The following is a 21,928-nucleotide window of genomic DNA, read 5'->3' as shown; positions in this document are numbered from 1 at the left end:
GTGAAGCCCCCCTCAAGATGAGATTTCCCATCACTTCAAGTGAGTAAGACCCCTGAGAGATGATCAGGTAGATAGGTTGGGAGTGGAAGTACAGCGATGTATGGAGCGGACCAATACTAATCGGTCGAGGACTTAACCAATTTTTAAAAACAAAGAAAAGCTTCAGCGGGTTTGGTTCCCCTCTATTTTGTAGATTCAGTTTTGAGAGAACAACGTTCTCCCAATTAAAAATGTGCGGTGACGATGGCAAGAAGGTCACACCTGTTCCCATCTCGAACACAGAAGTTAAGCTTCTTAGCGCCGATTGTAGTGAAGGGTTTCCCTTTGTGAGACTAGGACGTTGCCGCGCTTTTTTTTTATATATAAAATTAATCATATTATCGCGGGGTGGAGCAGTTGGCAGCTCGTCGGGCTCATAACCCGAAGGTCACAGGTTCAAGTCCTGTCCCCGCAATTGTCATGATCGTTGGCGCTTTAGCGACTTTACGGGCATGGTACACTTGGGCGCAAGCCCAAAATATTACCTACAATTTCATCATTATGGTTACATGGTGTAGAGGTCAGTATTTTGGCTGATACATCTCATTGAAACTGTACATGGCTCGATAGCTCAGTTGGTAGAGCACTTGATTGAAGCTCAAGGTGTCGGCGGTTCGAATCCGTCTCGAGCCATTGCCATTATGCCGGTGTGGCGGAATTGGCAGACGCGCTGGACTCAAAATCCAGTGCCCGCGAGGGCGTGCCGGTTCGACCCCGGCCGCCGGTATTATATAAAAAGCAAGTTCCCATTGATGGCATCATCTTTGGAAACTTGCTTTTTTTTTTTTTAATTTTTAAAAGCTAAGCGCCCCAAAAAGCCCCTATTGACTGCGTTCCATCTGTATATATCAGCAATTAACCCGCCAGAGAAAATAAATATCATAAAAAACATGTTGAGAAAATAATTATTATGTGGTAACTTTATACCAGCAGGAAGAAAGCGTTCAATATATTTTTTAAAATTAATAGCGGATGCACAATTCAAAGTTGATCCAATAAAATCCTATAGCAAAGAAACAGGGAACATCTGAGCAATCAATCAATTTAAGGAGATGTCAGCAATGGATAATAGATTTTTAGATGCTGTAAAAGGAGGGTTGATTGTCTCTTGTCAAGCTCTCCCGGGAGAACCTTTATATAGCTCTTTTATCATGGCGCGAATGGCGGTGGCTGCAAAGGAAGCGGGTGCTGTGGGCATCAGAGCCAACTCGGTAGTAGACATTCAATCGATAAGAGATTACGTGGATTTGCCGATTATAGGCATCATTAAAAAAGACTATCCAGAATCGGAAGTGTATATTACACCGACAATGAAAGAAATCAGGCAGGTCTGTGCGGCAGGTGCAGAAGTAGTTGCGATAGATGCAACTGCGAGAATTAGACCGGACGGTAAACGGCTCTCTGAAGTTGTAGCCGAAGTAAAAAAAGAATTCCCGGATGTTCTGCTTATGGCGGATTCTTCCACTATTGATGATGTAAAGAATGCAATAGAAGTGGGGTTTGACATTATCGGCACTACTTTGCATGGCTACACAAAAGAAACCGAAATGATGAATATCAGCGACAACGACTTCGAATTTCTGAAGGACGTTCTAGCGATAAGCCCGTTACCCGTGATTGCCGAAGGGAAAATTGGCACGCCTGAGAAAGCTGCCAAGGCGCTTGCATTGGGCTGTCATGCTGTCGTTGTCGGAGGTGCCATCACCAGGCCCAAACAAATTGCGGAGTCCTTTATTGAAGCGATAAAGGGGGCATTATAACGGTAGCCGATTTTAGGTAAACTTTGCGGAATATGAGAAAGATTCGGGTTTGATAGGGGACACTTTATAATTTTCCAATAAGAGAGGACGCTAGTGAATGCTGTGAATATACTTGAACAAATACAAAATCAATATGCTTCTTTTTCAAAAAATGAGCGGAACATAGCCGATTATATTTTGCAGAATAAAGCAATCATCAATAACATGAACATCAAAGACTTCGCTACTAACGTCAATACTTCCACATCAAGCATCACGCGCTTCTGCAAACGAATAAAGGTTGACGGCTTTGTTGATATGAAGATTGCATTGCGGTCTTTGACTGCGGTCAGCCCACACAGGGAAATGCCGACAATATTTGATGATATTTACGGCTATTATACGCAGGTGATCGATGGAACAAATCAGATGGTCGATAATGAGAGACTTGAGCAGATCATCGACTTAATCAAAAAGGCCAACAGGATTTTCGTATATGGGATAGGCAGCTCGGGTTTGACGGCTACGGAGTTATCCCAACGACTGATCCGTATGGGATTGAATGTCATCGGGGTGAGTGATTCCCATCTGATGATCATCAATAGTTCCATCATCAAAGAGAACGACTTAGTGATCGGCATATCGAATTCAGGGGAAACGATCGAACTGATAGAATCGCTTAAAATCGCCAAAAGGCAAAAGGCCAAGGTGGTTGCATTGACAAGCTATAAAAACAGTTCGCTGACGCAGGTTGCCGACGTGAATTTTTACGGATACAATTCCCGATTCGTCAATAATACCGTTTTTGTAAATACCCAGTTCGGGCTCATGTATCTGATTGATGTCATTTCCACCTTCCTATTACAGGATGACAACTTAAATTATAATATGAACACAACAATCCAGAGCGTTCTTGCATACACAAAAAATAATGAAGTAAAAGGCATTACCGGATAAGAGGTGGCCTTTCTTGTTAAAGAAAAGGGGTTAAATTATGGTAAAAGTATTGACTCACGCAGAAATATATACCGGAGATGGGGTTATTGCGGACGGCTATGTCCGCTTCGATAAAGAAATCCTGTCGGTCGGGGAAATGAAGGATTTCATTGCAGCAGGAAATGACGCAATGGTGGATGCGGCTGGAAAAATAATCGTTCCCGGTTTTATCGATGTACATAGTCATGGCGGCTACGGTAGTGACAATATGGACGGGGACCCGGATGAAATCAATCAGATGATTGCGCGGATGCATCAGGAAGGGATCACCACCTATTTCCCTACCACGATGACCCAATCATATGAAAACATCGAGAAGGCGCTGATCGGAATCAGAAAAGCTGCAGATTCGAATCCGGTCATCCAGGGCATCCATTTGGAGGGGCCTTTTATCTCGGCAGTCTTCAAAGGTGCGCAACCGGAAGAGCATATAAAGATTCCTGATGCGGCAGTGATGAAACGGTGGCAGGAACTGAGTGGGGGCTTGATCCGTCTGGTAACCTATGCACCGGAAACGAGCGATGCCTCAGCCTTCGAAGAGTATTGCGCAAACAACGGCATCGTTCTGTCGGTCGGCCATTCGAATGCCGTGCGGAAGCAATTAAAGCAATCGAAGGCTTCACACATCACCCATCTCTATAATGCGCAGAGAGGTCTCCATCACCGTGAACCGGGTGTGACCGGGCATGCCTTCTTGGAGGAAGATATCTATGTGGAAATGATTGTGGACGGCTACCATATCGACCCGGAAATGGTGAAGATAGCCTTCAAGCAGAAAGGTGCTGACCGCATCGAATTGATCACCGACGCGATGCGTGCAAAGGGGATGGGCGACGGTATCAGTGAATTGGGCGGCCAGAAAGTCATCGTCAAGGATAAGCAGGCCCGCCTGGAAACAGGGAACTTGGCAGGCAGCGTGTTGGAATTCCAGGATGCCTTCAAGAACATGATGGCATATACCGGCTGCAGTGTAGCAGCTGCCGTCAAGATGAGCTCGGTGAACCAAGCCAGGGAATTCGGGCTCGCGAAAAAAGGCGGAATAGCGCCCGGCAAGGATGCGGATATGGTCATTTTTTCTAGGGATTTCACAGTGGAGCAGACCATCAGCTTCGGTAAAACTGTCTACACAATCAACGGAAAGTAGGAGAGATAGATGAAAATTATAGTGAAAACGACTGCCGAAGAGGCAAGCAAAGAAGCATTTGAATTGATCCAAAAGGAAATGGAAAAAGGTGCAAAGGTATTGGGTTTGGCGACCGGAAGCACCCCAGTGAAATTGTATGATATCATGAGAAAAAGCGCGGTTGATTTTTCGGGTATGACCGCCATCAATCTGGATGAATATACGGGCTTGTCCGCGGATGATCCAAACAGTTACCATGCCTTTATGAAAGAGCAGTTATTCAACGCTAAACCGTTCAAAAAAAGCTACATACCGGATGGGATGGCAGACGAAGCAAAGGAATGCGCCCATTACGAAGAAATCATCAAAGAGAATCCGATTGATGTGCAGATTCTGGGCATCGGCACAAACGGCCACATCGGGTTCAATGAGCCGGGGACTGCCTTCGATTCCAAGACGCAGAAAGTGGCTTTGCTGCAGGCCACCATCGACGCGAACAAACGGTTCTTCGAGAGGGAAGAGGATGTTCCCCGGTTTGCCTATTCGATGGGGATCCAAACCATCCTATGCGCGAAAAAGATAATCCTTTTGGCATTCGGAAAGCAAAAAGCTGAAGCTGTCCAAAAAGCGTTGGAAGGACCGGTAACCGAGGCTATGCCGGCGAGTGTGCTGCAAAGGCATCCAAATGTCATCGTAATCCTGGATGAAGACGCCGCGACTCTGTTAAATAGAAAAGAACTTATCAAGGGAATGGAATAATCAGGACATAGTAAAAAACAGCCGCTGGATGGAGAAGTTCTCCTCCAGCGGCTGTTTTGCATAAAAGATTCATTGCTTTTATTTTTTGGGCAGCCTTCAGGATTGTTCTTATCAAATAAAACGTTTACAATTAATTTGGAGATTGTTCTTTTGGAAAAACGGGGATTAAGCTGCGCTCCTGTTTGAACAGTTGCAGGGCTTATAATCAAGGAGTGGATGAATGATGGTGAACCTTGAAAAGGTGCAGGAATGGATTACGCTATTCATTGAATCGCTGTGTGGGAAGCAAGCTTATTTGGACAGATTGGATTCGTTTATCGGCGACGGGGACCATGGCATGAACATGGCTCATGGAGCGGTTGCTTTGAGGCGAACCTTTGAACAAGATCCGCCGCAATCGGTGGAAGAACTGTTGCGTAGGACCGGTATGACTCTGATCAGCAACGTGGGCGGGACGGCGGGGGCCTTGTACGGATCGGCGTTCCTTGAAATGGCAAAAGCCAGCCAGACGAGCGATGATCTGGGGAAAATCCTAGAAGCAGGATTGGGAGGAATCCAAAAAATCGGGAAAGCAGAGGCAAGTGAAAAAACGATGGTCGATGTCTGGCTGCCCGTGATTGCTGCAGTGGAAACAAAGCAATTGACGGCGGAAAAGATTGAGGCTGCTGTAGCGAGCACAAAGGATATCCAAGCGACAAAAGGACGGGCCTCCTACTTGGGCGCAGGCTCACATGGGCATGTAGACCCGGGCGCCGCATCCAGCGGATATCTCTTTCAGGCAATGATGGACGGGGGGGTATATGATGGGTAAAGCTTACGGAATATTGTTGGTCTCACATGTTGCGGAAATCGCCGAAGGCATCGCCAAGCTGACGAGCCAGGTTGCAAAGGATGTCACGGTAATCAGTGCAGGTGGAACCGACACAGGCGGAATCGGCACGAGTTTTGACAAGCTGACGGCGGCATTGAATGGGATGGCAGAAAAGGAAGTGTTGGCTTTCTACGATTTGGGAAGTTCCAAAATGAACTTAGAATTGGCTATGGAGAATTCGGATAAGCACATAACCATCTATGACACGGCCTTTGTCGAAAGCGCCTATACAGCAGCGGCCATGCTGCAGGTAGATACACCGATTGAGGAAATAGAAGAACAGATGAAGAAGTTGATCGTGAAATGATTGCGATGAATCGGGGCCTCAGCGAGCAGGCCTAAGCAGGAAAATAAAAAAGCAAACAATCGGATTGAGTGAGTTCCGGTTGTTTGCTTTTTTCGATGGATCGGCAGTAATTATTTTGTGAAGGTAAAGACGGAATATTGAAAATCGATAATTATTACACAGAAAATGGGACCGGCGTTCTCATGACGGTTTATTCGAAGATATAGGTATAGTCTGTATCGTCTCTGGGACGGTTGCAAAGTATAAGAATTGGCATGCCGTTTCTTATTTTGTAGACCCCAATTTTTTTGATATTTCTTCAGACATGCGCAACATATACTCTTTCATTTTGTTGACCTTCTCATCGGTCATTCTGGAAATGGGGCCACTGATGCTGATGGAAGCAACCACTTTGCCGGTATAGTCGATCAGTGGGACAGCAATGCATTTTGCCCCGATTTCACATTCTTCGTCATCCATCGCGACGCCCTCTTGCTCCACCGTTTCCAATTCCTCAAACAACGCTTCGGGAGTGGTGAGGGTGTTCACCGTCAATTGGGGCATGCCCTTCTCAGCGAGTATCTTCAAAATTTCTTCTTCGCTGTAGTTCTGCAAAATGTTTTTGCCGACACTGGTGGCATGCAACGGCGCTCTTTTACCGATTCTTTGCATCGTTTTCAGCATATTATCGGGGCCGTTGATGACATCGATGTATACAACCTCATGATCCTCTTCGATGGCCAGACAGGAGGATTCCTGGAATTCCTTGGATAAGGCGATCAAGTCATCATGCACAAGATTACGGATGTCGTATTGTCCGCTGACCAGACTGCCTAATTGCGCCAGTTTCAAAGTCAGAGCATATTTGGAAGAATCGGCATTCTGGTAGACATATCCGAAGGCGTTTAAGGTGCTGAGGTAACGAAGGACGGTGCTGCTTGGCGAATTCACTTCTTCGGCAATGTCCTGCAGCCGCATTTCGCCGCCTTTTGAAACCAATAATTCTATGATCTGAAGGACCTTCTCCACTGATTGATTTTTCTTGACCTTTTTTTCAAGCATTAGCGTTTCACTCCGCTTCTGTACAGTATTCTCTTATATCTGCAGTTTATCATAATGTGACACATAACTCAATTGTAATTTCACAGAGAGAAAATTAATTTCAAAAAGAGTTGACTTCGTTTTTTTCGTCTGCTAAACTACGGATATACAAAAATAAAAGAAGGTTTCACACAGTGAAATTAATGGAGGGAAAGATATGTTAGTAGCAGAAGCGATTGTTCAAATTTTAGAAAAAGAAGGAATTGAGGATGTTTTCGGTATACCAGGGGCGGGGATCAATCCTGTTTACAAATATCTAGAATTATCCGATTCCATCAAACATATGGTCATGAGACACGAAGAAGCTTGTTCCCATGCCGCGGACGGCTACTACCGTTCAAGCGGGAAAATGGCCGTTGCCGCTTGCACAGCCGGTCCTGGTGCCACCAATTTTGTAACCGGTATCTATACAGCGAACATCGATTCAATCCCTTTCTTGGCGTTGACCGGGCAATCAGTGAGATCGCAATTGAACAAAGACGCTTTCCAATCCGTCGACATCGTAGCGATTGCCAAACCTATCGTAAAAGGCGCTTGGTGTGTGATGGATCCTAATGAAACCGTAAGCATTTTCAGAGAAGCATTCAGGGTAGCGCGAGAAGGGAAACCGGGTCCGATACTGATTGACTTGCCGTTGGATGTCCAAATGGCTGAAATCGATTTCGATATCAACAGCTATGAACCTTATAAAATCGAAAGACCTGCTCCAGACATGAACAAAATAAAAGCAGCGATTGAATTGCTAGCGAATGCGAAAGCACCAGTGATGATCATGGGCGGCGGCGTTGTGTTATCTGAAGCAACACAAGAATGCGTGGAATTGGCCGAAGCGTTAAAAATTCCGGTCATTACCACATACATGGCAAAAGGCGGCATTCCCGTCAATCATCCGTTGAATGCCGGACACGCCGGTATTCAAGTGGGCGGTCCTTTAGGGAATAAAGTGTTGAGCGAGGCGGATGTCGTCTTGGGAATCGGCTGTCGCTTTACGGACCGCCACACAGGTGATATCAAGGTCTATGCAGAAGGCAGAAAATTCATCCATATCGATATTGAGCCAAGCCAAATCGGAAAAATCATTCCGGCAGAAATTGGCATCGTAGCCGATGCACGCCTGGCAATCGAAGCTTTACTTACTGAAGCGAAACAAGCAGCTCATTTTACTGAAAAAGGCCTTGTTTCCCAATTACCGACATTGAGAGCAGAATTGGCAAGAAAAACGGACTTTGAAAGCAGTCCGATCAAACCACAACGTGTCTTCAAAGAAATGAACGAAGTCTTCGGCGATGAAGTTATGTTCACGACAGGATGCGGCTTGACTCAAATTTGGTCCGGCCAATTACAGGACATCAATCGTCCGAGAAAATATTTGCCATCAGGTGGAGCGGGTACTTTAGGCTTCGATATTCCGGGAGCAATCGGGGCATCCGTTGGGGCGCCAGGCAATAAAATTGTAACGGTTCTAGGCGACTTCGGCTTCACCTTTATGGTAGAGGAAATCGCGGTTGCAGCTGTCAATGAAATCCCATTGGTCGTTGTTATTGTGAACAATTCCTACCTTGGCTTGATTCGTCAAAATCAAAAATATGGCTATGATTTCAACTATGCTGTACATATGCCAGAAAATCAAATACCAGCAAATGAAGGCGGAATGGATTACGTAAAAGTTGCCGAAGGGTTCGCTTGTGAAGGGGAACGCGTCTTCAACGCGGAAGACATCAAACCTGCTCTTGAGAGAGCTTATGCAGCGAAAAAACCTTATATCGTCGATATCGTATGTGAAGAATTAACGGATTGTGCGATGGGTCCAAACATCAAAGCTGTCAGAGAATTCGATTAAGTTAACCCGCCAAACTTCGGCGTAAAAATCAGATAAGGCATCGGGAAATTGTGGAGAAGCCCAACGGCAAGGGGAAAGAGCATCTTGCTGTTGGACGGCCCACAAGAACTATCCAATGGTGGGAGAAACAGATTAGTTATCCAACCGATGATACAAGAAAGGGGACATAAAAATGATTGAACACATAAATAAATATCTGCAAATAGGTCTTATCCATTTCATGGCTTATCCGCAAGCGATGAAATGGGAGGATCAAGGGAATATAGTGGAGACGGTAAAGAAAATAGTCGTTGACGAATATTTCGATGCCATCGAAATATCCCATATCGAGAAGGAGGAAGATCGACTGGCAATCAAAAAATTGCTGGACTCTAGTCATATGAAAGTATGCTACGGCGCTCAACCTCGCCTTTTGACGGCAGGACTTAACCCGAATGCGGTTGAGGAAACGGAGCGTTTGAAAGCGGAAGCTATCTTGATAGACTCCCTTGATGAGGCTGAATTCCTTGGTGCTACCGGCATCGCATTTCTTGCTGGGAAATACGAAGAAGATACAAAAGAAGAGGCTTTCAAGCAATTATTGAAGACAACAAAAAATATCTGCCACTATGCAGCTAAGAAAAATATGACCATTACTTTGGAAGTATTTGATTATGATTTGGATAAAAAATCCTTGATTGGACCAGCGACTTATGCAGCAGAGTTTGCAGCTGAGATGAGAAAAGAAGTCGATAATTTTGGCTTGATGATGGATCTGTCGCATATCCCACAAACCCATGAAACATCGAAATTTGCCATCCAGGTGACGAAACCGTATATCACCCATCTGCATATGGGGAACGGCGTCATCCAAGAGGGTGCCGAAGCATACGGAGATACACATCCACGCTTTGGATTCCCGAACAGCGTCAACGATGTACCAGAACTTTTGGACTTTTTGAGAGTTTTGAAAGAAGAAGGCTTCCTGAACAGCGAGGCGCCACCTGTCCTTTCCTTCGAAGTGAAACCTTGGCAGGATGAGGATCCAGATGTTGTCATTGCAAATGCAAAACGCACATTAAACCGTGCTTGGAGTTTATTATAAAAGGAGGAATAAGGATGAAAATTGTTGTATTAGATGGCTATACATTGAATCCCGGGGACCTATCTTGGGAACGACTGGAAAAATTAGGTGCATGCGCAATCTATGATCGTACACCGCAAACAGAAGTAATCACTCGAATTGGTGATGCGGATATCGTTCTCACAAATAAAACACTTTTGACGGAGGAAATATTTGCGGCATGCCCGAATATCCGTTACGTAGGCGTTCTGGCTACCGGGTACAACGTAGTAGATACAGAAGCTGCTAAGAAAAGAGATATCACGGTCACGAATATCCCTACTTATGGCACATCAGCCGTGGCGCAGTTCACGTTTGCTTTGTTGCTGGAGGTTTGCCATCACATAGGCGCACACGATGCAGCCGTGAAGCAAGGTCGTTGGAAAGCATCTGGGGACTTTTGTTTTTGGGATTACCCTCTGATCGAATTGGCCGGCAAAACGATGGGGATCATCGGTTTCGGAAGAATCGGTCAAACGGTGGCCAACATTGCGATCTCATTCGGCATGGAGGTGCTTGCTTACGATAAATATGCGGACAAAAACTTGCAAAATGAACATATCCAGCTTGTTGAATTGGACGAATTGCTGGCTGGATCCGATGTCGTTACCCTTCACTGTCCGTTATTCCCTGAAACGGAAGGGATCATCAATAAAAATTCATTGAAGAAGATGAAAAACAGTGCTATTTTGATCAATACTTCACGCGGTCCGTTGATTGTGGAGAAAGATTTGGCGGAGGCCTTGAATGCGGGGAATCTGCATGGGGCAGCGGTAGACGTTGTTTCTACGGAACCGATTTCCGAAGATAATCCGCTATTCAGCGCTAAAAACTGCTTGATTACACCTCATATCGCATGGGCGCCGATCGAAGCAAGAAGCCGTCTTTTGAATATTGCAATAGATAATCTGGAAGCCTTCGTTGATGGTCATCCGATTAATAGTGTAGGGTAATCAAAAATGACCTCCAATCAGGTGGAAAAGGAGCAGGTTATGAAACTCAGAGATGATGCAAGATATATCATAGATCAATCGATACAGGCGGTTTTGCCGGACACTGCCGTCAGAAAAACTTTAGAGCAAGAAAAAATCGACGGTAAAATCCACGTGATTGCGGTCGGGAAAGCGGCATGGCGGATGGCCAAAGCAGCCATCGACACTTTGGGGGATGCTTTTGTCGGAGGAGTCGTATTGACGAAATATGGGCATTCTTTGGGTGAAATAGCGGGAATGGAAATACTTGAGGCAGCTCATCCGATACCGGATCAAAATTCTTTGGATGGAACGGATAAGATTTTGAGCTATGTCCAGAGTATTCCGGAAGACGAGAACATCGTGTTTTTACTTTCCGGAGGCGGATCCGCTCTATTTGAGAAACCGAGAAAGGGTCTTACGCTTGATGATTTGAAAGACATCAATCAACAGCTTTTGGAAAGTGGAGCTAGCATTGTCGAAATCAATACCATCAGAAAGCATCTTTCGGAGGTCAAGGGCGGCCGTTTCGCAGCAACTTGCTCTCCACGTTTTATCCAATCAATCATATTATCTGATGTTGTAGGTAACCGTGTTGATACGATCGCTTCCGGGCCCGCGTATCCCGATTCTTCTACATCCGAGGAAACCCGACAGATTATAGCGAAATACCGATTGGACCTTCCTGAGAAAGCTATGATAGCGATTCAGGATGAAACGCCAAAAGAATTAGAAAATGTCAAGACAACCGTCATCGGCAGCGTCGAAATTCTCTGTCAGGAAGCGGAAATGCAAGCGCAAGCGCTAGGATACCATACAAAAATGCTTTCAACTTCCATAGAAGAGGAAGCATCCAGCGTGGGGATGGAAATGGGCGAACTTGCCAGAAGAATCCTTTCAGGGGAAGAGAATATCCCACTTCCTTGCGCCATCATTGCAGGTGGCGAACCCGTCGTTACCATCAAAGGTGATGGGATGGGCGGACGTAATCAGGAACTAGCTTTGTCAGCGGCATTTCCGATTGAGGGTCTTGCGAACGTCGTGATTGCATCGGTGGGATCAGACGGAACGGATGGCCCTACTGATGCTGCAGGGGGAATGGTGGATGGCGGCAGCCTTGGACGCATCCAAATGGGGCAACAGGATGCCCGGCGTTTATTGGAAAACAACGACTCCTACCAAGCCCTGAAAAGCAGCGGGGACTTGATTTTTACAGGACCGACAGGCACGAATGTGAATGACGTCATTCTGTTGCTGATCGATGAGGCCATCGCTTGATGAAAATGAATGCATAAAAATTAGGGGCTGCCTCGAGGCAGCCCCTAATTTTGTCGCTTATCCGGATTTGTTTGGTGGGAATTCCGATAGTCCGCAGTTCAGCCAAAATACCCGATGAAATAGGGCTCAGCGGCTATCCCAATTCCTTCTCAAGGCATATTGCCGGTGAACGAGGCTTCACCGGGTGTTACGAACTGATTTCCTCAAAAATATCCGGCTAAAGTGCCTTCACCGGGAATTAATCATAAAAAAAGAGGGTCCTAGCCTCTTTCAACCCAAGCGGCCCAGCCATTGAATGACTGATTGATAGATGCGTTTTCCTGCATTATTGGTCAGATCTGAGTCGAAATCGTGCGGCAAACCCAGGACGGGATGGAAGACGGCTTTCGGGATGCTTTGGGCAGCCGAATGGGAAACAAGGTAGGGGACATCCTGATCGGCTGCGCTCGCCGTCAAAAATACCGGCGGCAGCGCGAATAATTCCGCTTGCGATAAACTGTAACGCTGCACATCCATCGGCTCCTCCAGAAAGAGGGAAAGCCAGCTGCCGGTCTGCCTGCCGTAAAGGTAAATCGGAAATCTTGTTTCGATGGGTCCGGCAGCAAGCGGGTGGCTATCGGGTATTTGTTTCAGGTAGGAAGCGGGCGCCTTCGGAAATTGATTGTAGTGGGCGCTTGGTCTGGAAAAGGAAGGCTCGGTCAATGCGTAATAGCCATAGAAGCTGATCAGTCCTCTGGGGCCCTGGGATAAATCGTCCTTCGCCAAAAGGAAGGCGAGGTAAGCACCTGCGGATCTCCCGAAAAGGACATAATCATTCGCCGGTAAATGCAGCGTCGTTGCAGCGTTTTTTAAAAACCATTCGACGGCTAAGGTCAAGCAGCGAAACATCTCGGGCAACTTCGTTTCCGGAGCCAATGGATAGTCGATGGTCAACAGGTTATAACCGGCATTCGTAAAAGTCTCCCGATAGACAGCCGGCAGATCGTCGCGGTGGCCGTAGACGAGTCCGCCTCCATGGATATAAATGACGGTCAGGGCTCCCGGTTTGTTTTGAGCGGGATAAAAAGAAGCTTGAAGAGGTGTATCCTTATAGGTGTAATAGGTATGAATGCTGTGCGGCATTTTCATCATCAATCCTTTCCAATAGTTAGTTACACTCTATCACAACTGGGAAAAATGGGAACGGCCGCCTTGTGTACAAAACGCACAAAAATATATGGGTTTTTGTGGGATGTGTTAATGATATGGCGTCAAGAAGCGCTTACAATATGATTATGATATTCAAGGGGAGGAAACGATAAAATGGACTGGTTTAAAACGATTCAAGAGAATGTTGATTGGCTATCAAGTATTGGCAGTGATCCTACTGGAGGGATGACTCGCCTCCTGTATACCGATTCCTGGCTGGAAGCCCAGAACGCCGTAAAAACCAAATTGGAAGAAATCGGGATGACAACGCGTTTTGATGAAATCGGCAACTTATTCGGAAGGCTGGAAGGATCCACGTATCCCGATGAAACAATTATGTCCGGCTCGCATATCGATACCGTAGTGAACGGCGGCAATTTGGACGGGCAATTCGGGATTATTGCCGCATATTTGGCAATGGGGTATTTGAAGGAGACTTATGGACAACCGCTTCGCTCTTTGGAAGTCATTTCGATGGCCGAAGAAGAAGGCAGCAGATTTCCGACAGTCTTCTGGGGCAGCAAAAATTTCATGAACGAAGCCAAAAAAGAAGATGTCATCGACATCGCGGATTTCAACGGCATCAAATTTGTCGATGCGATGCGCCAATGCGGCTTCGATTTTAAAGCAGGAGAACAGAAACGCCGCGAAGACATCAAGGCATTCGTGGAACTGCACATCGAGCAAGGAAATGTATTGGAAAATGAAGGGCTTCAAATCGGCGTAGTGAACAGCATCGCTGGACAAAAACGTTATACCGTCATCTTGAAAGGGCAAGCCAACCATGCGGGAACAACCCCGATGGGCTACCGCAAGGATGCCGTCTATGCTTTCAGCAGAATCTGCTGCGAAGGCATCGAAAAGGCGAAAAAAGTCGGCGATCCTTTGGTCTTGACTTTCGGCAAGGTGGAACCGAAACCGAATACCGTAAACGTCGTTCCGGGAGAGGTGCTGTTCACGATTGATTGCCGCCATACCGATGGGAACTTGCTGCATGGCTTTACCGGGGAATTGGAGGAACGCATCCAAGAAATAGCTGATGAAATGGGCATGGAAGTATCCATCGACCTGTGGATGGATGAAGCGCCGGTCCCTATGGATGAGAGCATCGTCAAAGTCATCGAAGAGGCTGCCAAAAAGGAAAACATGAAATATCGGATCATGCACAGCGGTGCTGGACACGATTCCCAAATCATCGCACCGCACTATCCAACCGCAATGATCTTTGTGCCAAGCATCGGCGGCATCAGCCACAATCCGGCTGAAGCTACGAAATTGGAGGATCTGGTGGAAGGCGTCAAGACGATGGCAGCGGCTCTTTACGAATTGGCTTACAAATAGGCAAACACTATAAGGACAGAGAGGTCAGGAAAATGGGATATAAAAACAATAATACAGGGTATAGGGATGGGTTACTGGGATCAAGATCCGTCATCAAAAGACATAATTACGCACTGCTCCCCCACGACGGGCTCGTAAAAAATGTTGTGCCGGGTTTCGAAAATTGCGAGCTTACCATCTTGGCTTCACCGAAATTAGGGGCAACCTTCGTCGATTACATCATCACAATGCTGAAGGACGGCAAGAACGAACGCGGCTTCGGCGGCGAGGGCGTGGAAACATTCGTCTATGTGATCGATGGAAAGCTGAAAGTCAGCGATGGCACGGAATCCCATGAATTAAAAACAGGTGGCTACGCCTATCTCCCGGCCGGTACATTGATGTATTTGGAAAACATGCAAGCGGAAAACACGGAAATTTTCCTTTACAAAAAGCGTTATGAGCCATTGGAAGGTTTTGAAGCGCGCAAAGTCATCGGGAATGTCAACGATTTGACAGCGATTGAATACGAAGGGATGTCCAATGTCCTGCTTTGGGATTTGCTTCCGACAGATCTTGGCTTCGATATGAATTTCCATATCCTATCGTTTAAACCTGGCGCCAGCCATGGCTATGTGGAAACGCATGTACAGGAACATGGTGCCTATATCCTTTCAGGGCAGGGCATGTATAATCTGGACAATGAATGGATGCCCGTGGAGAAAGGCGACTATATTTTCATGGGGGCTTATGTTCCGCAAGCCGCCTATGCCGTGGGTAAGGATGAAGCATTGAGCTATGTTTATTCGAAAGACTGCAACCGAGATCCAAAAATCTGACGATAAGGGAGTGATTAAATGAAAGAGGCAGAGACAATCAGCGTGATGCCTGCTGAAATAGTCAAAGTAATGCCTGCTGAACTTCAACAGCTGATCCAAACAAAATTAGAGCATGCCGGATTGCACACTGAACAAGCAAATGAAGCGGCGAAGCATCTTGTATTTGCGGATTCTTGCGGCATCCATTCACATGGTGCGGTACGCGTTGATTATTATGCAGAACAGATAGCCAAGGGCGGCGTGACCTTGGATCCGGAGGTAAGGTTTGAAAAAACCGGTGCCAGTACAGGGATCTTTCACGCCGATAACGGTATGGGACAATATGTAGCAAATCTGGGACTGCAGGAAGCGATTCAGATGGCGAAGGAATCGGGTATAGCGGTCGTTGGCGTTTCACAGATGAGCCATAGCGGAGCTTTATCCTATTACGTTAAACAGGCGGCCGAACAGGATCTGATAGGTATCGCGATGTGCCAATCCGATCCGATGGTCGTACCTTTTGGGGGAGCTGATATCTATTACGGCACCAACCCGATCGCTTTTGCAGCACCACGCAAAGAGGGAGCCCCGGTTGTCTTCGACATGGCTACAACGGTCCAGGCATGGGGAAAAATTCTGGATGCCCGTTCAAAAAACCAAGCGATTCCGAATACTTGGGCTGTCGATGAGAATGGAAATGCGACAACCGATCCGCATGATGTGCATGCTTTACTGCCGATTGCCGGGCCGAAAGGCTATGGTCTCATGATGATGGTGGATATTTTATCCGGCATCCTGTTGGGACTGCCGTTCGGTAAACATGTCAGCTCCATGTACGACAAAATAACAGAAGGCCGTAATTTGGGGCAATTATATATCCTTATCGATCCGAAACGATTTACGGATCTCGATCTTTTTAAAGAGAGAATCGAAACGACCGTGGCTGAATTGCATCAAGTGAAGCCGGCTAACGGATTCAAGCAGGTTTTTTATCCTGGTGAAATCAACCAGCTCAATTATGAAAAATACCAAGCAGAAGGTATTCCGGTTGAGAAGAATATCTATGAATATCTGAATAGCGAAACCATTCATTTTGACCAATATGGCGGAAAAGGTGCATTCGCAGAATAAACGGCAAGCATTGTTTTCCGTAACGATAAGAGAGCCAACAGAAGGCTCAAGAAAGAGAGGCTACAAATGTTACACACAATCATCAAATCCAATAGTTACCAAGATTCTATCGTGTTGATGCTATTGACCAATAAAATCAACACCGTCGAAGGAGTGAACAATGTCTCCATCATGATGGGTACTCCTGCAAACAAAGATATCTTTAAAACAGGCGGATTATACACTCCAGAACTTGAAAAAGCCACTTCCAACGACATGGCTGTCGTTTTGGACATAGCTGATGAAGATGTTATCGATAATGTCATGAAAGAAATCGATGTCTTCTTGGCGGAACAAGCCAAAGGAACCGGCGGGGGAGATGCTGAAGAATCCGCCCGCACTTGGGACAAAGCTTTGGCTTTGGGAAAAGATGCATCTGTCGCTTTGATTTCCATTCCGGGCACACATGCAGCGTTAGAAATCGAACGGGCGCTTGATGAAGGAAAACACGTTTTTTGCTTCAGTGACAATATAGCAATAGAAGATGAAAAACGCTTGAAACAAAAAGCGCATGAAAAAGGCTTATTGCTGATGGGACCAGACTGTGGGACCGGAATCATCAATGGCATTCCATTGGCTTTCACAAATGTTGTCCGGACAGGGAAAATAGGCATTGTCGGGGCTTCGGGGACAGGTATCCAAGAGGTATCAACCATTATCCATAAGCTCGGTGGAGGGGTTACCAACGCAATCGGTACTGGCGGCCGTGACCTGAAGGAAGCTATCGGAGGCATCACCTTGATGGATGGCATCGTGACTCTAGAGAAAGATCCGAACACAGATGTCATCGTCGTCATCTCAAAACCACCTGCTCCTGTAGTAAAGGAAAAAGTACTGGCCCTTTTGAGAAAGGGATCCAAACCGGTCGTGACCATTTTCTTGGGCGAGAAACCTGAATATCACGAAAACAACCTTTATCATGCCTATACTTTGGAAGAAACCGCAAAAATAGCCGTTAAGCTCCTGAACAAGGAAACCATCACCAACGAACAAGAAGAAATTGAAATCCCGACTGTGAAATTTTCTGAAAATCAAAAATACATCAAAGGATTCTATTCCGGCGGAACGCTGGCCAATGAAGCGGCGATGCTGATCAAGGAAGGCTTACAGTTAAGCGGTGACGCAGATAAAAAAGAGGGCTATATCCTGAAGAATGAAGGCTATGAGGTCCTTGATCTGGGCGATGATATCTATACCCAAGGCAGACCACATCCGATGATCGATCCTGGCAAACGCATCGAAATGATCAAGGCGGCTTCGGACGACCCGGAAACAGCTATCGTTTTATTGGATATTGTATTGGGCTACGGTTCCCATGCCGACATGGCGAGCGAATTAGCGCCTGCCATCAAAGAGGCGAAAGAAAAAGCATCTGCAGCTGGAAGGGAATTGGTATTTGTCGGCACAATCGTCGGAACGGATGTTGATCCTCAAGATATCAATGCACAACGCCAAATCTTAGAGGATGCCGGCGTGATCGTTAAAATGAGCAATAATCAAGCGGTACGTGCAGCTTTAGCGATTTTAGGGATTACCATCACAGATGTTGCGAAACAAATCAAGGAAATTGATGCGCCAGTATTCATGGAAGAATTGTCACCCTCGCAAGCTATGTTGGATATGCTGCATACGAAAGAATTTTTGAACATCGGTTTGAAAAGTTTCGCTGAAACAATCCGTGAAACAGGCGGAAAAGTCACTCAATTCGATTGGCGTCCGATGGCAGGCGGAAATATTGTCCTGCAAAAAGCATTATATTTCTTGAAAAATTATGATGCTAAACAAGAAACGAAATAAGAGAGGAGAAACAACAATGAATTATCAAACAATTGATGAAGCCAATCTAGCTGTAGCGGCTAAAATTGTCGCTGGATCACCTTTCTTATTGGATGTCGTACCAGCTAAATCGGTTATTAAAGAGTTAAATGAAGGAAAGGTATTGCTGCATGCCGGACCACCAATCACGTATGAACAAATGGTAGATCCCATCCAAGGGGCTTGCGTGGGGGCGGTCTTATTCGAAGAATGGGCTGATAACGAAGAGGATGCGCGCAAATTATTGGAATCAGGAGAAGTGAAACTGATTCCTTGTCATCATGTGGATGCAGTGGGCCCTATGGGAGGCATCACTTCAGCAAATATGGCTGTGCTGATCGTAGAGAACAGAACGGACGGGAACAAGGCTTATTGTACAATGAACGAAGGAATCGGAGCAGTATTGCGGTTCGGAGCCTACTCTGAAGAGGTGGTTACTCGTTTACGTTGGATGCGCGATGTACTGGGGCCAACATTGAGCAAGGTTTTGAAAACAAAAGAAGGCGGATTGAATGTGAATGTATTGGTTGCGAAAGCCATTTCGATGGGGGATGAATTCCACCAAAGAAATATCGCTGCATCCTTGGCGTTTTTGAAAGAAATCGCGCCGATCCTTGTGCGTTTGGATATGGATCAGCAAGAAAAAGAAGAAGTCATGCAATTCTTGGCCGATACCGATCAATTCTTCTTGAACATCATGATGGCGGCTGCAAAAGCGGTGCTGGATGGCGCAAGAACGATCCAAGAAGGAACAATCGTTACGGCTATGTGCAGGAATGGATATGAATTCGGAATCCGTATTGCTGGAATGGGCGATGAATGGTTCACTGGTCCGGTAAATACGCCTCAAGGCCTTTATTTCTCGGGTTTCAGCGAAGCTGACGCTGCTCCTGATATGGGAGACAGCGCCATCACGGAAACCTTTGGTGTAGGCGGTATGGCTATGATTGCGGCGCCGGCTGTTACACGCTTTGTCGGAAGCGGTGGTTTCCATGACGCTCTTCAGACAAGCAATGAGATGCGTGAAATCTGCATCGATCAAAATCCTAATTTCCCGGTACCAACCTGGGACTTCCAAGGGATTTGCCTTGGCATAGACGCCAGAAAAGTCGTCGAGACGGGGATTACACCAGTCATCAATACGGGGATTGCGAATAAAAAAGCAGGATTGGGACAAATCGGTGCTGGAACGGTGCATCCGCCGATCGAATGTTTTGAGAAAGCCGTTTTGGCATACGCCAAAAAATTAGGTTTCCAAGAATAAAAAAAGTAAACGGAGGGGATGGAGCCAAGTGTTTGTCAACGCAGCGTACAGCGATGAGTCAGTGATCGGCATCTTGCAGGGAACAACCACTTGGTTCGTCCAAAGCATTTTTCAAAGAAGTTTGAACATTCAAAATAATGAGCAGAATCAGCTAATCCTGATTACAAGCGTCGCTTATCCGAAGATGCCTCATGCCATTTATCTTGCGGAAAATTCCCTGAATAGACTGATTGCTTCAGTGGGAATCAACCAATCCGTCAAAATCAGTGATGGGCATCTGCGGTTGGGTGATACAACTATATTTGTAACCGGAAGCCCGGTTTATCAATCGCGATTAGTTGGCGGGCAGATTCTGGATAAAGGAAGCCTAACATGCTTTCTGCAGGTTCTCATGACAATAGAAAAAAGAAATGGATTTGATTTTCTTTTTTCCGAAATAGGGAATAAGTCCATTTTTGATACATATAGGGAATTTAAAGCTTTCGGCATGCTCTTTAACGGCAGCGCCGATGAACAAATGAAGGCGTTGCGGTTCCTCGTTGGCAGAGGGAAGGGACTGACTCCTTCCGGGGACGATATGCTGATTGGAGCCATGGCGGCGAATCTTTTCCTGTCGCGATTGCCGAAGGCGTTTGCGGAGAATATGCTACAGATCCTTTCAGGAGATGTGAAGGCCACTACTACCGTCAGTGAGCACTATTTAAGATGCGCTCTTCAAGGCCGGTTTAACGAACCGATAAAGGACTTGCTGCAGGCTTTGTGTACCAGAAGCGGTATCGAAACGATCGAGAAGAAGATTATGAACATCACAGAAATAGGACATACTTCAGGCCTGGATATGCTGACAGGATTTGCAGCAACGCTAATATTGGATGAGATTTAAAGGAGGAAGATTATGGCTAAAAGAGTGGTCATCGCTTTGGGCGGTAATGCGATTTTGCGACCGAACCAAGAAGCGACATATGAGAATCAGTTGCACAATGTTAAATTGAGTGCTGAACTGATTGCGAAAATAGAAAAACTGGATTATGAGATTGTGGTCACCCATGGAAATGGTCCGCAGGTAGGCAATATCTTGCGCCAAAATGAAGAAGCTAAAGATGTGGTGCCCCAAATGCCTTTGGATGTCTGTAGTGCAGAATCGCAAGGTTTCATAGGGTATATGATGGAGCAATCGCTAAAAAATGCACTGCATCAAGAAGAATTGACAAGCAGTGTGCTTACTTTGTTGACTCAGACGGAGGTGTCATCGGATGACCCCGCTTTTGGAAATCCGACGAAGCCGATCGGTGTCTTTTATTCAAAAGAAGAAGCGGAAATATTATCTGCAGAAAAAAAATGGACCATGATGGAAGATGCGGGCAGAGGGTATCGCAGGGCGGTTCCTTCTCCGCAACCTATGAAGATTCACGGTGTAGACTCCATACTGAAACTGCTTAAACAAAATACAATCGTCATTGCCGGCGGTGGCGGCGGCATTCCAGTTATGCGGAACAAGCTCGGTCAAATTTCAGGTGTTGAAGCGGTAATCGATAAAGACCGTACCGGCAAAAAGCTGGCGGAACAATTGGACGCTGACGTATTCATGATGTTGACGGATGTAAGCAATGTCTACATCAATTACGGGAAACCGAACCAGGAAAAATTGGAAGAAATTTCCATTGAAAAGGCGAGAGGTTACTTGGATGAGGGACAATTCGCAGATGGAAGCATGGGACCAAAAATGGAAGCTGCCATTGATTTTGCCGCGCAGGGTAAAAAATCTATCATCTGTTCTTTGGATCAAGCAGCAGAAGCGCTGTCAGGTTTTGCCGGCACACGCATTGTCAACGCGTAGTCGGATTGAATGTAAAAAAATATTTGTAATAGCCGAAAAGCTTGGTTCTATAATAAATGGAGAGTGAGACAAAAAGCATTTAGACCCGAATCACTGGAGCGAATAAGCGGAGGATGGTCGCAGACCGTCTGAGCATTATTCGTGAAGTGACTTCAGGTCTGCTTTTTGGAACACGTTTACGATTAATTGTTAGGAAATGCGAACGAGGCTAGGACTTTTATCCCAGCCTCTTTTTTGTGGAAAATACAAAAAGAAATATCTCCTGTACAATAGCGTCACACCCACAGTGTGCTTACTTGTTGTACAAGAGGCATAAAATGGTAAACAACCTGTCACTCGTGATTGAGGCTACTGATAATGTCGTATCCATGATACAAAGTGTTAAAACAAATGAGAAAACCGCGTTAAAAT

Annotated in this window: 19 protein-coding genes, 3 tRNA genes and 2 rRNA genes; 22 read left to right on the top strand and 2 right to left on the bottom strand. The window is 46.0% G+C overall.

Annotation, left to right across the window (positions count from 1 at the left end):
• From BM101_RS12670 to dhaM, 11 genes are all read left to right on the top strand, one after another.
• Window positions 1-140 (top strand): 23S ribosomal RNA (locus BM101_RS12670); the annotation flags it as partial.
• Between the two features lie 93 nt (window positions 141-233).
• Window positions 234-349 (top strand): 5S ribosomal RNA (rrf, locus tag BM101_RS12665).
• 32 nt (window positions 350-381) lie between these two features.
• Window positions 382-454: transfer RNA gene (locus tag BM101_RS12660), tRNA-Met, on the top strand.
• Between the two features lie 145 nt (window positions 455-599).
• A tRNA-Phe gene (locus BM101_RS12655) sits at window positions 600-672 on the top strand.
• A gap of 10 nt (window positions 673-682) precedes the next feature.
• Window positions 683-766, top strand: a tRNA-Leu gene (locus BM101_RS12650).
• Window positions 767-1,100: 334 nt separating this feature from the next.
• On the top strand, window positions 1,101-1,799 hold the full coding sequence (locus BM101_RS12645) for an N-acetylmannosamine-6-phosphate 2-epimerase (protein ID WP_087034197.1): 699 nt from the start codon (window positions 1,101-1,103) through the stop codon (window positions 1,797-1,799).
• Window positions 1,800-1,892: 93 nt separating this feature from the next.
• Window positions 1,893-2,735, top strand: coding sequence for a MurR/RpiR family transcriptional regulator (locus BM101_RS12640; RefSeq protein WP_087034196.1), 843 nt, complete (start codon window positions 1,893-1,895; stop codon window positions 2,733-2,735).
• 37 nt (window positions 2,736-2,772) lie between these two features.
• Window positions 2,773-3,918 carry an N-acetylglucosamine-6-phosphate deacetylase gene (gene nagA, locus BM101_RS12635; protein WP_087034195.1) on the top strand — a complete coding sequence of 382 codons (1,146 nt, stop codon included), beginning with the start codon at window positions 2,773-2,775 and terminating at the stop codon, window positions 3,916-3,918.
• A gap of 9 nt (window positions 3,919-3,927) precedes the next feature.
• The gene (gene nagB / locus BM101_RS12630; protein ID WP_087034194.1) at window positions 3,928-4,656 is read left to right on the top strand and encodes a glucosamine-6-phosphate deaminase; all 729 of its coding nucleotides are present in this window, start codon (window positions 3,928-3,930) and stop codon (window positions 4,654-4,656) included.
• 220 nt (window positions 4,657-4,876) lie between these two features.
• Entirely contained in the window at window positions 4,877-5,467 is a 591-nt protein-coding gene (gene dhaL, locus BM101_RS12625) for a dihydroxyacetone kinase subunit DhaL (protein ID WP_218149941.1), read from the top strand.
• Window positions 5,457-5,834 carry a dihydroxyacetone kinase phosphoryl donor subunit DhaM gene (gene dhaM, locus BM101_RS12620; protein ID WP_218149940.1) on the top strand — a complete coding sequence of 126 codons (378 nt, stop codon included), beginning with the start codon at window positions 5,457-5,459 and terminating at the stop codon, window positions 5,832-5,834. Before dhaL ends, dhaM begins: the two co-directional genes overlap by 11 nt.
• A gap of 264 nt (window positions 5,835-6,098) precedes the next feature.
• Here dhaM and BM101_RS12615 read toward each other — a convergent pair whose 3' ends face one another.
• Complete coding sequence (locus BM101_RS12615) at window positions 6,099-6,875, bottom strand: IclR family transcriptional regulator (protein WP_087034192.1); 777 nt, start codon at window positions 6,873-6,875, stop codon at window positions 6,099-6,101.
• Between the two features lie 196 nt (window positions 6,876-7,071).
• Between BM101_RS12615 and BM101_RS12610 the strand changes: the two genes are divergently transcribed.
• From BM101_RS12610 to BM101_RS12595, 4 genes are all read left to right on the top strand, one after another.
• On the top strand, window positions 7,072-8,754 hold the full coding sequence (locus tag BM101_RS12610; RefSeq protein WP_087034191.1) for a thiamine pyrophosphate-dependent enzyme: 1,683 nt from the start codon (window positions 7,072-7,074) through the stop codon (window positions 8,752-8,754).
• Between the two features lie 172 nt (window positions 8,755-8,926).
• Window positions 8,927-9,838, top strand: coding sequence for a sugar phosphate isomerase/epimerase family protein (locus tag BM101_RS12605; RefSeq protein WP_087034190.1), 912 nt, complete (start codon window positions 8,927-8,929; stop codon window positions 9,836-9,838).
• A gap of 14 nt (window positions 9,839-9,852) precedes the next feature.
• Complete coding sequence (locus BM101_RS12600) at window positions 9,853-10,809, top strand: D-2-hydroxyacid dehydrogenase (protein ID WP_087034189.1); 957 nt, start codon at window positions 9,853-9,855, stop codon at window positions 10,807-10,809.
• A gap of 39 nt (window positions 10,810-10,848) precedes the next feature.
• Window positions 10,849-12,105 (top strand): glycerate kinase type-2 family protein, encoded by a 1,257-nt coding sequence (locus BM101_RS12595; protein ID WP_218149939.1) that lies wholly within the window; start codon window positions 10,849-10,851, stop codon window positions 12,103-12,105.
• A gap of 270 nt (window positions 12,106-12,375) precedes the next feature.
• Here the strand turns inward: BM101_RS12595 and BM101_RS12590 are convergent, their stop codons facing one another.
• Window positions 12,376-13,236 (bottom strand): alpha/beta hydrolase, encoded by an 861-nt coding sequence (locus tag BM101_RS12590; protein WP_087034187.1) that lies wholly within the window; start codon window positions 13,234-13,236, stop codon window positions 12,376-12,378.
• Between the two features lie 171 nt (window positions 13,237-13,407).
• Here BM101_RS12590 and allC point away from each other — a divergent pair, with 171 nt between their 5' ends.
• From allC to arcC, 7 genes are all read left to right on the top strand, one after another.
• Window positions 13,408-14,634, top strand: coding sequence for an allantoate deiminase (allC, locus tag BM101_RS12585; protein ID WP_087034186.1), 1,227 nt, complete (start codon window positions 13,408-13,410; stop codon window positions 14,632-14,634).
• Window positions 14,635-14,666: 32 nt separating this feature from the next.
• The gene (allE, locus tag BM101_RS12580) at window positions 14,667-15,452 is read left to right on the top strand and encodes a (S)-ureidoglycine aminohydrolase (RefSeq protein ID WP_087034185.1); all 786 of its coding nucleotides are present in this window, start codon (window positions 14,667-14,669) and stop codon (window positions 15,450-15,452) included.
• A gap of 18 nt (window positions 15,453-15,470) precedes the next feature.
• Entirely contained in the window at window positions 15,471-16,562 is a 1,092-nt protein-coding gene (gene allD, locus BM101_RS12575) for an ureidoglycolate dehydrogenase (protein WP_245825846.1), read from the top strand.
• A 66-nt stretch (window positions 16,563-16,628) separates the two neighbouring features.
• Window positions 16,629-18,398, top strand: coding sequence for an acyl-CoA synthetase FdrA (fdrA, locus tag BM101_RS12570; RefSeq protein WP_087034184.1), 1,770 nt, complete (start codon window positions 16,629-16,631; stop codon window positions 18,396-18,398).
• A gap of 16 nt (window positions 18,399-18,414) precedes the next feature.
• Window positions 18,415-19,680: a YlbE family protein gene (locus BM101_RS12565; protein ID WP_087034183.1), complete on the top strand. Its 1,266-nt coding sequence runs from the start codon at window positions 18,415-18,417 to the stop codon at window positions 19,678-19,680.
• A gap of 28 nt (window positions 19,681-19,708) precedes the next feature.
• Entirely contained in the window at window positions 19,709-20,563 is an 855-nt protein-coding gene (locus tag BM101_RS12560) for an oxamate carbamoyltransferase subunit AllH family protein (protein WP_087034182.1), read from the top strand.
• 12 nt (window positions 20,564-20,575) lie between these two features.
• A complete protein-coding gene (gene arcC, locus BM101_RS12555; RefSeq protein WP_087034181.1) occupies window positions 20,576-21,517 on the top strand; it encodes a carbamate kinase in 942 nt (313 codons plus the stop codon).
• The last annotated feature ends 411 nt before the right edge of the window (window positions 21,518-21,928 follow it).

Source organism: Trichococcus palustris (genome assembly GCF_900114465.1).
Classification (GTDB): Bacteria; Bacillota; Bacilli; order Lactobacillales; family Aerococcaceae; genus Trichococcus; species Trichococcus palustris.
The sequence above is the reverse complement of the archived record's forward strand: the minus strand, read 5'-3'. Positions and strand labels throughout refer to the sequence as shown.

Excerpts from the sequence above, each read along its gene's own strand:
- BM101_RS12590 (WP_087034187.1), bottom strand. The coding sequence starts at position 13,236 with ATGATGAAAATGCCGCACAGCATTCATACCTATTACACCTATAAGGAT.
- nagB (WP_087034194.1), top strand. The coding sequence starts at position 3,928 with ATGAAAATTATAGTGAAAACGACTGCCGAAGAGGCAAGCAAAGAAGCA.
- arcC (WP_087034181.1), top strand. The coding sequence starts at position 20,576 with ATGGCTAAAAGAGTGGTCATCGCTTTGGGCGGTAATGCGATTTTGCGA.
- BM101_RS12600 (WP_087034189.1), top strand. The coding sequence starts at position 9,853 with ATGAAAATTGTTGTATTAGATGGCTATACATTGAATCCCGGGGACCTA.
- BM101_RS12615 (WP_087034192.1), bottom strand. The coding sequence starts at position 6,875 with ATGCTTGAAAAAAAGGTCAAGAAAAATCAATCAGTGGAGAAGGTCCTT.
- dhaM (WP_218149940.1), top strand. The coding sequence starts at position 5,457 with ATGATGGGTAAAGCTTACGGAATATTGTTGGTCTCACATGTTGCGGAA.
- allC (WP_087034186.1), top strand. The coding sequence starts at position 13,408 with ATGGACTGGTTTAAAACGATTCAAGAGAATGTTGATTGGCTATCAAGT.
- BM101_RS12565 (WP_087034183.1), top strand. The coding sequence starts at position 18,415 with ATGAATTATCAAACAATTGATGAAGCCAATCTAGCTGTAGCGGCTAAA.
- allE (WP_087034185.1), top strand. The coding sequence starts at position 14,667 with ATGGGATATAAAAACAATAATACAGGGTATAGGGATGGGTTACTGGGA.
- fdrA (WP_087034184.1), top strand. The coding sequence starts at position 16,629 with ATGTTACACACAATCATCAAATCCAATAGTTACCAAGATTCTATCGTG.
- BM101_RS12610 (WP_087034191.1), top strand. The coding sequence starts at position 7,072 with ATGTTAGTAGCAGAAGCGATTGTTCAAATTTTAGAAAAAGAAGGAATT.
- allD (WP_245825846.1), top strand. The coding sequence starts at position 15,471 with ATGAAAGAGGCAGAGACAATCAGCGTGATGCCTGCTGAAATAGTCAAA.
- BM101_RS12595 (WP_218149939.1), top strand. The coding sequence starts at position 10,849 with ATGAAACTCAGAGATGATGCAAGATATATCATAGATCAATCGATACAG.
- nagA (WP_087034195.1), top strand. The coding sequence starts at position 2,773 with ATGGTAAAAGTATTGACTCACGCAGAAATATATACCGGAGATGGGGTT.
- dhaL (WP_218149941.1), top strand. The coding sequence starts at position 4,877 with ATGATGGTGAACCTTGAAAAGGTGCAGGAATGGATTACGCTATTCATT.
- BM101_RS12605 (WP_087034190.1), top strand. The coding sequence starts at position 8,927 with ATGATTGAACACATAAATAAATATCTGCAAATAGGTCTTATCCATTTC.
- BM101_RS12645 (WP_087034197.1), top strand. The coding sequence starts at position 1,101 with ATGGATAATAGATTTTTAGATGCTGTAAAAGGAGGGTTGATTGTCTCT.